Origin of the sequence: Gordonibacter pamelaeae 7-10-1-b (assembly GCF_000210055.1) — a bacterium.
Classification (GTDB): Bacteria; Actinomycetota; Coriobacteriia; order Coriobacteriales; family Eggerthellaceae; genus Gordonibacter; species Gordonibacter pamelaeae.
This window is the reverse complement of record NC_021021.1, coordinates 564,009-566,292: the sequence shown is the minus strand read 5'-3', so window position 1 is coordinate 566,292 and position 2,284 is coordinate 564,009. Positions and strand designations below refer to the sequence as shown.

The 2,284-nt window shown below is 68.7% G+C and carries 2 protein-coding genes; both read left to right on the top strand.

All coding sequences use genetic code 11. The features are described from left to right. Positions 1–1,469, top strand: a 1,469-nt coding sequence (locus tag GPA_RS02670; RefSeq protein ID WP_041238862.1) for an FAD-binding protein, incomplete at its 5' end; no start/stop codon positions are given. Position 1,470: 1 nt separating this feature from the next. Further along, positions 1,471–2,199, top strand: a complete 729-nt coding sequence (locus tag GPA_RS02665; protein WP_041238861.1) for a hypothetical protein — start codon at positions 1,471–1,473, stop codon at positions 2,197–2,199. Positions 2,200–2,284 lie beyond the last annotated feature (85 nt).

The window sequence follows — 2,284 nt, the reverse complement described above, 5'->3', positions numbered from 1 at the left end:
CCATCTGCGTGGAGGCTCTGGGCCTGCACGGCGGCAACGCCCAGGAGGCCGGCATGTGCGCCATCCTCGGTGGCTCGAAGCTGCAGGAGTCCAAGCGCTTCGCGTTCCCCAGCTATCCCTTCGACGCGCGCAAGCTGGCCGACTGGGCCATCGACGAGTACCACTACGCCTGCGACCCGCTGCTCATCCACCGCATCGCGGAAGAGGGCGGCCACTGCATCGACTGGATGGCCGACTGCGGCGTGCGCTGGCGCTTGGGCGAGGTGCCGGTTTACGTGGCACCGAAGAACTCGACGCTCGACCACCACGTGCTCAAGATGAAGGACGCCACCGACGCCATGTTCGCGTTCGGTCAGCGCCACGGCGTGCAGTACCTCTTCCAGAGTCCGGCCGAGGCGCTCGTGCAGGACGGCGACGACCGCGTCGTGGGCGTGGTGGTCCGCGAGGGCTACGGCGAGGAGAAGTACATCCACGCCGAGCGCGCCGTCATCCTCACGGCCGGCGGCTTCTGCAACAACAAGGCGCTCTTGCAGCGCTACATACCCACGGCGGCCATGGGCTGCGCAAGCAGCTACCTCACGGCGGGCGAGACGGGCGAGTGCTTCCGCATGGGGCTCGGCGTGAACGCCGACGTGTCGGGCTTCAACAGCTCGGCGAGCTTCGACGGCGGCGTGGACTGGGAGGCCGAGGGCGGCCAGTGGGCGCGCTTCCTCTACGACGGCATGACGCAGCTGTCGCGCCAGCCGTGGTTCACCGTCGACCGCTGCGGCAACCGCCTGCGCTACATGGACAGCCGCGTGGGAGAGGACGGCGCGAACGCCATCTACGCGCTGGGCGATCTGGCCACCATCCAGATGACCCCGCCGGGGCACCGCTCCTACATCATCTTCGACGCCCACTACGAGGACCATCTGGCGGGCTTCGCGCAGGAGCACTGCCGCAAGCTCATCACGCCGGACCTCGAGCAGATCGACAAGGTGCCCGAGCACTACCGCGACTGGCACCACGGCGTCGAGGACGCCATCGAGGCCGACGTGCTGAAGAGGCGCGACACCCTCGAGGAGCTGGAGCGCGACCTGGGGTTCGAGCCCGGCGTGCTCGTGGAGGCCGTGGAGAAATGGAACGAGTGCTGCGAGCGCGGCGAGGACGACTTCATGTACCCCATGCCGCCCGAGTGGCTGCATGCCATCAAGGACCCGCCGTTCTACGGCTGCCGCATCGGCGGCAACCTCTACGGCACGAAGGCGGGCCTCATGATCAACGACGAGATGCAGGTGATCTCGACGAAGGGGCGGCCCATCCCGGGCCTGTACGCCGGATGGCACACCGCCGGCGGCGCGTGCGGCGAGAACAGCTACATCGGCGACCCCATCCTGGGATCGCTCCTGGGCGACGTGAGCCTGGCGTTCTGCGGCGGGTACCTGTGCGGCACCTTCGCGGTGGTCAACGAGATGAAGGGAGGGGAGTAGCATGAGGGGGCAGATGAAGGCAATGGCCCGTCCGTTCGGGACGCTGTTTCTGATTGCGCTCGCCGTGGCGCTCGTGGGGCGCGTGGGCCTGGCCGTGATGGACGCGACAGGCACGCTCTCCTACGACTACATCTCGGCAGCCGACGTGCCCATCCTGGACGTCGTGTGCTCCATCCTCACCGGCTCGGCCCTCGTGGCGTTCATGTACGCGGCGTCGCTCGCGATGGCAGTATCCACGGCGGGCGTGGCGCTGTACGGCTTTTTGGTCTGGCGCGGAGAGGGCGTTTCGGCGCGGCCCGCGACGGCGTTTCTGTGGGGCTGGGCGACGGCGCTCGTGGCCATCGCGTGCCTGCTGGTCACGGTGAGCGGGATACTCTCGGCCGTGCAGGTGGCGTCGATGAGCTCGAAGCTGCCGGGCACGGCGGTGCTCGTGGTGGCGCTCGTGGGCTTCGCGGCGTTCCTCGGCACGCTTCTGGGCGCGGCCTCCATGACGGTGAGCGCGTGCCTCGCCCGCAAGCGCCCCGGACGCGCGCTCGTCGTGGCGACCCTCGGATGCGGCCTCGTGGTCATGGTCCTCACCGTGGGCACCTTCGCCGCCATCAACACCGCCAGCATCAACCTGGCCGCCGTCGGCGGTTGGTTCGCAGCGGACCTAGCGGTGAACCTGATCATTCTCTTCGCCGCGAACGCCCTGGCGAAGAAGGCGACCGCGTCGAAGCCGGTCGGGTAGGAACTAAGCGGACCGCGTTCCTCCTGTCTTCAGGGGAGCGCGGCCCGCGCCTCATTCGATGGGCTGCAGGAGCTCGAGCGCGGCT

Bases quoted from the DNA above. Each gene is read 5' to 3' on its own strand.
- GPA_RS02665 (WP_041238861.1), top strand. From the start codon at position 1,471: ATGAGGGGGCAGATGAAGGCAATGGCCCGTCCGTTCGGGACGCTGTTT.